The sequence below is a fragment of the Microvirga sp. BSC39 genome (assembly GCF_000739015.1).
GTDB lineage: Bacteria > Pseudomonadota > Alphaproteobacteria > Rhizobiales > Beijerinckiaceae > Microvirga.
Genome location: NZ_JPUG01000063.1, coordinates 64,766 through 73,042 on the forward strand (window position 1 = coordinate 64,766; position 8,277 = coordinate 73,042).

6 protein-coding genes are annotated in these 8,277 nt (G+C 64.7%); 4 read left to right on the top strand and 2 right to left on the bottom strand.

Annotated elements, in window-relative coordinates; genetic code table 11:
- The first annotated feature begins 23 nt into the window (after positions 1 to 23).
- From MA07_RS13610 to pyk, 4 genes are all read left to right on the top strand, one after another.
- The gene (locus MA07_RS13610) at positions 24 to 803 is read left to right on the top strand and encodes a 3-oxoacyl-ACP reductase family protein (protein ID WP_036351561.1); all 780 of its coding nucleotides are present in this window, start codon (positions 24 to 26) and stop codon (positions 801 to 803) included.
- Positions 804 to 849: 46 nt separating this feature from the next.
- Positions 850 to 1,869, top strand: a complete 1,020-nt coding sequence (locus MA07_RS13615) for a TRAP transporter substrate-binding protein (protein WP_036351564.1) — start codon at positions 850 to 852, stop codon at positions 1,867 to 1,869.
- A gap of 135 nt (positions 1,870 to 2,004) precedes the next feature.
- Positions 2,005 to 3,906 (top strand): TRAP transporter large permease subunit, encoded by a 1,902-nt coding sequence (locus MA07_RS13620; RefSeq protein ID WP_152568864.1) that lies wholly within the window; start codon positions 2,005 to 2,007, stop codon positions 3,904 to 3,906.
- A gap of 28 nt (positions 3,907 to 3,934) precedes the next feature.
- Complete coding sequence (gene pyk / locus MA07_RS13625; protein ID WP_036351566.1) at positions 3,935 to 5,362, top strand: pyruvate kinase; 1,428 nt, start codon at positions 3,935 to 3,937, stop codon at positions 5,360 to 5,362.
- A gap of 240 nt (positions 5,363 to 5,602) precedes the next feature.
- On the opposite strand, the gene MA07_RS13630 is transcribed toward pyk, so the two are convergent.
- Entirely contained in the window at positions 5,603 to 6,541 is a 939-nt protein-coding gene (locus tag MA07_RS13630; protein WP_036351607.1) for a dihydrodipicolinate synthase family protein, read from the bottom strand.
- Positions 6,542 to 6,574: 33 nt separating this feature from the next.
- Positions 6,575 to 8,277 (bottom strand): IlvD/Edd family dehydratase (locus tag MA07_RS13635; protein ID WP_036351612.1); only part of this gene is annotated, 1,703 nt, incomplete at its 5' end.

Below are 8,277 nucleotides of genomic sequence, written 5' to 3' on the forward strand. Positions count from 1 at the left end.
GCACCGCCCGGGGAGGAGGAACGATGAGACTACAGGGAAAGATCGCGCTGGTGACGGGCGGAGCGCGCGGCATCGGCCTTGCCATCGCCAAGGCCTTCGTCGCGGAAGGCGCGATACCGGTCATCGCCGACATCAACGAGCAGGGTGCAGGGCAGGCCCTGGATGAACTCGGCGCCTCCGACGGGCTCGCCCTCGCCGTGAACGTGGCCGAGGCAGCCTCGGTTCATGGGATGGTGCAGGCCATCGTGGACCGTTACGGTCGGGTCGACATCCTCGTGAACAATGCCGGGATCGGCGGGAACACCCCGTTCCTCGACATCACGCCCGAGGAATGGAACCGGACGATCTCGATCAACCTGACCGGTGCCTTTTTCGTCGCGCAGGCCTGTGCCCGCGAAATGGTCAAGCACCGCAGCGGCAAGATCATCAACATCGCCTCGCTCTCCGGCCAGCGCGGCGGCCACGGCCGCGCCGCGTACGGCGCCGCCAAGGCGGGCCTCGAACTCCTGACCAAGGTCATGGCCGTGGAGCTTGCGGAGTCCTGCATCAACGTCAACAACATCGCGCCCGGCGCCATCGAGACCGAGATGGCGAAGTTTGCGCACGACCAGGCGACGCGCGCCGCCTACAACTACCTGATCCCCATGACGCGCTACGGAACGCCCGAGGAGATCGCCGACGCGGCCGTCTTCCTCAGCTCCGATGAGAGCCGGTACATCCACGGCCATACCCTGAATGTCGACGGAGGCTTCCGCGCCGCCGGCCTGATGTTCCGCGGAGACAAGGCCGCACCCTCAAGCTGATCAGACCCAATAACCAAGGCCCAACAGACAAAACCAGGAGGAAACCATGTCCATAAACATCACGCGCCGCAGCTTCGCCGCCCTCGTCGGGGGCACCGCCATCACCGCCGCGCTGCCGATCCGCTACGCCCACGCTGCCGAGTACACCTTCAAGATCGGCACCAACGTACCGGCCTCCCATCCGCTCAACGTCCACCTCAGCAAGGCCGCGGAGCAGGTGAAGACCGAGACGAACGGACAATTCGAGCTTCAGTTGTTCCCCAACAACCAGCTCGGCGCCGACTCGGACATGCTGTCCCAGCTTCGCTCCGGCGCGCTGGAGTGCTTCCTGAACTCCGGCGTGAACGTGCTATCGACCCTCGTCCCGGCAGCGGCGATCTCCGGTGTCGGCTTCGCCTTCAAGGACTACCCGGCCGTGTGGAACGCACTCGACGGGAAGCTCGGCGCAAATCTCCGTGGACAGGTCACCAAGAGCGGGATCGTGGTGCTCGACAAGGTCTGGGACAATGGCTTCCGGATGATCACGAACAGCGCCAAGCCGATCACACAGCCGGACGACCTGCGAGGCATGAAGATCCGCGTGCCCGTGAGCGCGCTATGGCTGTCCCTGTTCAAAGCGCTCGGAGCGGCGCCGACCGGAATGAACTTCGCGGAGGTCTACACCGCGCTTCAGACCAAGGTCGTCGATGGTCAGGAGAATCCTCCCGCGATCATCGCGGCCGCGAAGCTCAACGAGGTGCAGAAGTACGCCTCGGTCACCAACCACATGTGGGACGGCTGGTGGTTCCTGATGAACCGCCGCGCGTGGAGCCAGGTGCCGCCCAACTTGCAGGAGACCGTCGCGAAGATCCTCAACAATGCCTGCCTGGCCCAGCGCGAGGACGTCGCGCAGCAGAACATCAGCCTGCGCAAGGATCTGGCCGCCGCCGGGATGGTCTTCAACGACGTCGACCCGGCGCCCTTCCGCGCCAAGCTCTCGGAGGCCGGCTTCTACAAGGAGTGGCGTGGGAAGTTCGGTGAAGAGGCGTGGAGCCTGCTCGAGGAATCGGCCGGTAAGCTAGCCTGATCAATCGGCACCCGATGGGTCGGTTCGGGCAAAGGCTCGACCCGGACCAGATCCAACGAACACGGTAATCGAGCCGCAGCCAGCAACCGGGCTGCGGCCCCGGCGAAATGCGCTTCAGCACGAAGGAAGCAGCCTATGGTCGATGCCCTCACCCCAAACGTCACCACCCTTGCCTCGCATGCACCCACGTCGGCGGCCGGCGTGGACGAACCGGGTGTCTCCCACCGCTCGAGCCTCGGCATCCTGATGCGCCCGATCGAAGCGATCTCTGCGGTCCTCATTGTCGGGTTGATCGGCCTCGTGCTGGCCAGCGTGTTCTGGCGCTACGTCCTCGGTTCGCCGATCACGGCCGCGGACGAAATCGCCTCCTTCATGTTCCTCTGGATCGTGATGTTCGGCTCCGTGATCGCCATCGACCGGAATGAGCACATGCGGCTGGCCATCCTCGTGAATGCGGTGCGGCCGCGGGCGAGGCAGGTTCTGGAGGCGGTCGGCCTCGTGATCATGGCAGCATTCCTCGGCGCTCTCCTGCCCTCCGCAATCGAGCACACCTACTTCGAGGGTGACATCGTCTCGCCGGGCCTTGAGATTTCCATGGCGTGGCGCATTGCCGGCATCCCGCTTGGCATTGTCCTGATGCTGGTCGCGCTCGCGGTGAAGTTCCTGCGTGAGACGACCGTCAGGGACATGGTGATCAGCATTGCCGCCGTCGCGGCGGCCGTGGCCGTACTGTGGCTGATGACGCCCGTCTTTGCCCAGCTCGGCAAGGCGAACATCCTCGTGCTCCTGGTGGGCGTGATCGCAGTCTGTCTTGCGATCGGGGTACCGATCGGCTTCTGCTTCGGCTCGGGTGCACTCGCCTTCCTGCTCTTCTCGACGAAACTGCCTCTGACCGTGATCGTCGGACGTATGGACGAGGGCATGTCGAGCCTGATCCTGCTCTCGGTGCCGGTCTTCGTTCTCCTGGGATGCATCCTCGACATCACAGGCATGGGCAAGGCCATCGTCGACTTTCTCGGCTCCCTGCTGGGCCATGTGCGCGCCGGCATGTCCTACGTGATGCTCGGATCGCTCTATCTGGTATCGGGCATCTCGGGCTCGAAGGTGTCCGACATGGCGACGGTCGCCCCGGCACTGTTTCCCGAGATGAAGCGGCGTGGCAACAAGCCGGAGGAGATGGTGGCGCTTCTGGGTACGGGCGCCATCATGGCGGACACCGTCCCGCCTAGCATCGTCCTGATCGTGATCGGCTCCGTTGCCGGCATCTCCATCGCGGCCTTGTTCGCCAGCGGCTTCATCGTGGCGCTGTTCCTGCTGATCATCCTTGCGGTCGCGGCGCGCTGGAAGGCCCGGTCCGAAAACCTCCAAGGTGTCCGCCGCGCGCCGATGAAGCTCATCGGCAAGGCACTGGTGTTCGCCGCGCCCGCTCTCGTCCTGCCCTTCCTCGTGCGTGGCGCGGTGACCGAAGGCGTTGCGACGGCCACCGAGGTCTCCACCATCGCGGTGCTCTACGCGGGAATCGCCGGGATGCTGCTCTACGGCGGGATCAGGATCCGCGACATGTACCGCATGCTCATCGAGACCGCGGCCATGACAGGCGCGATCCTGCTCATCCTCGGGACGGCCTCGGCCGCCGCATGGGCGCTGACGCAGACCGGCTTCGCCATGTATCTCGCAGAGGTGATGAAAGGCCTCCCTGGGGGCTGGATCGTCTTCATGGTAGTCACGATCGTGACCTTCCTCGTGCTCGGCTGCCTGCTCGAGGGTCTACCGGCGATCGTGCTGCTGGCTCCGCTGATGTTCCCGATCGCGAAGGATCTGGGCATTCACAGCGTTCACTATGCGATGGTCGTGGTGGTCGCCATGAACATCGGATTGTTCGCGCCTCCCGTAGGCATCGGCCACTACATCGCCTGCTCGATCGGCAAGGTCGATCCCGACGCGGCGATGAAGACGGTATGGTTCTACTTGGGTGCGCTCGTCCTCGGGCTCGTGGCGATCGCTCTCGTGCCGGCCATCTCCATTGGCCTCCTCTGACAGGTCCGCCAGGAAGGTCAAGCGAACCATGCGCCGTCAACGCCATGCCAAGATCGTCGCCACCGTTGGTCCGGCGAGCGCCTCGCCGGACAAGCTGCGGGAGCTTTTCCTCGCTGGGGTCGACACCTTCCGGCTGAACTTCAGCCACGGCACCCATGAGGACCATGCCGCCGTCCACGCCGCCATCCGCGCGCTCGAGAAGGACGTCAGACGGCCCATCGGCATCCTCCAGGACCTGCAAGGACCGAAGATCAGGATCGGTACGCTCAAGGACGGAGCGTTGGCCCTGTCCGAGGGCGAGACGATCCGGTTCGTCCTTGAGGGCAAGGACGGCGACAGAACCTCGATCCCTCTGCCGCATCCGGAGATCTTCGAGGCGATCCTGCCGGGGCAGGACCTGCTCATCGACGATGGCCGAATTCGCGTCAGGGCGACGGGTTTCGGCACTGGCTCCATCGAGGCCAGGGTCGTGACGGGTGGAAGGATCAGCAACCGCAAGGGCGTCAACCTGCCGGGAACCATGCTGGACCTGTCACCCATCACGGCAAAGGATCGTGACGATCTCGCCTTCGGCCTTGAGCTCGGCGTCGATTGGGTTGCCCTGTCGTTCGTCCAACGGCCATCCGACATGATCGAGGCCCGAGCAATGATCGGCGAGCGGGCCGGCCTCTTGGCAAAGATCGAGAAACCCTCGGCGCTTGACCACATCGAGGACATCGTCCACCTGTCCGACGCGGTCATGGTCGCCCGCGGCGACCTTGGGGTTGAGATCCCGCCGGAGGAAGTGCCCGGTCGCCAGAAGGAGCTGGTGCGCCTGTGCCGTCTGGCGGTGAAGCCCGTGATCATCGCAACCCAGATGCTCGACTCCATGGTTGGCGCTCCGACGCCGACCCGGGCCGAGGCTTCCGACGTGGCGACGGCCATCTATGATGGGGCCGATGCCGTGATGCTGTCGGCCGAGTCCGCCGCGGGCCAGTACCCCGTCGAGGCGGTCGCCATGATGGACCGCATCATCAGCAAGACCGAGCAGGACAAGGCCTATCGGTCCATCGTCACGGCTCTCCGACCGGAGATCGAGGAGAGCCCACCCCATGCTGTTGCCAGCGCCGCGGCCGATCTCGCGCAAGCGATTCATGCTCCCTGCATCGTCGCGTACACCTCGAGCGGCACCACTGCGAGCCGCATCGCCCGGACCCGTCCCGATGTGGCGGTTCTGGCGGTTACTCCGGACGAGAACGTGGCACGGCGGCTGTGCCTTCTCTGGGGTGCCCACAGCGTCCACTCGCAGGACATCCGCACGTATGAGGAGATGGTGGAACAGGCCGAAGCACATGCACGGTCGCAGGGCTTGGCCCAATCCCCCGACTTCATTGTCGTTGTGGCCGGTGTGCCCTTCGGAACGGCTGGGACCACCAACAACCTCCGGGTCGTGCAATTGCGCTTGGACCAGAAGTGAGTGATCAGCGGCTCTCGTAGTGCGGCTAAAGTCCGGACGGGGTCAAACTAGGAAATCTGCTACCCGGCAGGAACGTCCGGTGTTCCTGCCTTGAACAGACATTCAGTCTACTTCCGGGATGTGCCAAAAGGAGACTTCCATCTGGATTGCCACGACTCGGTTCCTGGTCGAGAAGGCCCTAATCGTCGGATGACGTGGTCGTAGTGCTGGGTGAACTTAGACGCCTTCATGCCATTCCATCTACTTCCCCCAGCGGAGGACCATCAGATCCAAACGTTTAGCGATCTCGATGAGGCCCCTTCTGGTCTCCGGGTGCAGCTGTTGCAGCGGGTGGCGCACCGCCTCCGAGCGGATCACGCCGCCTTCCTTCATCAACACCTTGGCGGCCGAAAGCCCGCATTGCCGGTTCTCATAGTTGATCAGCGGCAGCCAGCGTTCGTAGGCTGCGGCTGCCCCCTCGCGGTCGCCGGCAAAGTAAGGGTCGATGATCTGGCGGATGCCGTCCGGATAGGCGCCGCCGGTCATGGCACCCGTGGCGCCCGCATCGAGGTCGGCCATCAGCGTGATGGCCTCTTCGCCATCCCACGGCCCCTCGATGGCGTCGCCTCCGAGTGCGATCAGATCGCGCAGCTTCCCGGCGGTGCCGGCCACCTCGATCTTGAAGTAGGACACATTGGCGATCTCCTGCGCCATGCGCGCGAGGAACGGTGCCGACATGGACGTGCCGGCCATGGGCGCATCCTGGATCATGATCGGGATGCTGATCGCGTCCGAGACTCGGCGGAAGAACTCGTAGATGCCAGGCTCCGACACCCGCAGGGTGGCCCCGAAGAAGGGCGGCATGATCATGACCATCGCCGCACCTGCATCCTGCGCCCTCCGGCTGCGCTCGGCGCAGATCTCGGTCGAGAAGTGGCTGGTGGTGACGATCACCGGTACGCGGCCCGCGATGTGCTCGAGCACGGTCGTCATCACGGCTTCGCGCTCCTCGTCGCGCAGCAGGAACTGCTCGGAGAAATTCGCCAGGATGCAGAGGCCGTCGGAGCCCGCATCGATCATGAAATCGATGGCGCGCTTCTGACCTTCCAAGTCAAGGCGGCCGCCGTCGTCGAAGATGGTTGGCGCCACCGGGAACACGCCACGATAGGGGCGGGTGGAGCTCCTGCCGGTTGCGGACATGATCTCTTCCTTCATGATGTTGATTCTCGTTGCCTAGTGGTTGTCGCGCGGAACAGGCGAGCCGGTGCGGCCCACAAGAAAGTCCAGATCGACACCTTTATCAGCCTGCAGAACATGTTCGACATAGAGCTTGGCCCAGCCGCGTGTCGCATGGGGCTCCGGCGGAACCCACGCAGCGCGCCTGCGCTCCATCTCCTGCGCCTCCACATGAAGATGCAGGCTGCGGGCCACCACATCAAGGGTGATCAGATCGCCGCTCTCGACCAGCGCCAACGGTCCGCCGGCAGCGGCTTCTGGCGCCACGTGCAGCACCACGGTTCCATAGGCGGTGCCCGACATGCGCGCATCCGAGATGCGGATCATATCGCGGACGCCCTTTCTCAGCAGCTTCTGCGGCAGGGGCATGTTGCCGACCTCGGCCATGCCCGGGTACCCTTTCGGACCGCAATTCTTGAGCACCATGATGCAGGTCTCGTCGATGTCGAGATCCTCGTCATCGATGCGGTGATGCAGGTCCTCGATCGTCTCGAACACGACTGCGCGGCCGGTGTGCCGCATCAGTTCGGGCGAAGCCGCCGACGGCTTGATGACGGCGCCGTTGGGTGCGAGATTTCCTTTGAGAATGGCAATGCCGGCCTCCGGCTTGAACGGCTCCTCGAAGGAGGTGATCACCTCCCGGTTCCAGCAGGGGGCGTCCTTGACGTTGTCCCAGATCGTCTTGCCGTTGACGGTCGGCGCGTCCTTGTGCAGCAGCCCGCGTTCGCCCAGCGTGCGCAGAACCACCGGCAGGCCGCCGGCATAGTAGAAGTCTTCCATCAGGAAGCGGCCCGACGGCATGAGATCGACGAGGCAATGGATGTCGCGCCCGAGCCGATCGAAGTCGTCGAGGGTGAGATCGATGCCGACCCGCCCGGCAATCGCCAGCAGATGCACCACGGCGTTGGTCGAGCCGCCGACGGCTGCGAGCGTGCGTATGGCGTTCTCGAAAGCTTGGCGGGTCATGACCTTCGAGAGCACGAGATCCTCGTGCACCATCTCGACGATGCGGCGTCCGGCCATGCGGGCAAGCTGGTTGCGCCGCGCATCGGACGCGGGAATGGCGGCATTCTCCGGCAGGCCGACCCCGAGCGCCTCGACCATGGACGCCATGGTGGAGCCGGTGCCCATGGTCATGCAGTGGCCGGCCGAGCGGTTCATGCCGCCCTCCGCCTCATGGAACTCCTCCAGCGTGACCTCCCCGGCGCGCAGCTGCTCGCTCATGGAGATGATGTTGGTGCCCGAGCCGATGATCTTGCCGCGATAGACGCCGCGCAGCTGCGGGCCGCCCGAGACCCCGATGGTGGGCAGGTCGGCGGAAGCTGCACCCATGAGCAGGGCAGGGGTGGTCTTGTCGCAACCCATGAGCAGCACGACGCCATCGAGCGGATGGGCGCGGATCGCCTCCTCCACGTCCATGGCGGCGAGGTTGCGAAACAGCATGGCGGTGGGGCGCATGGTCACCTCGCCGAGCGAGGAGACGGGAAACTCGAGCGGGAAGCCGCCGGCATCGAGCACGCCATACTTCACATGCTCGGCAATGGTGCGGAAATGGGCGTTGCAGGGGGTGAGCTCGGACCAGGTGTTGCAGATGCCGATCACCGGGCGGCCGTCGAACTGGTCCTGGGGGAAGCCGCTGTTCTTGAGGAAGGACCGGTAATAGAACCCCATCTTGTCCTGGCGCCCAAACCAAGCCTGGC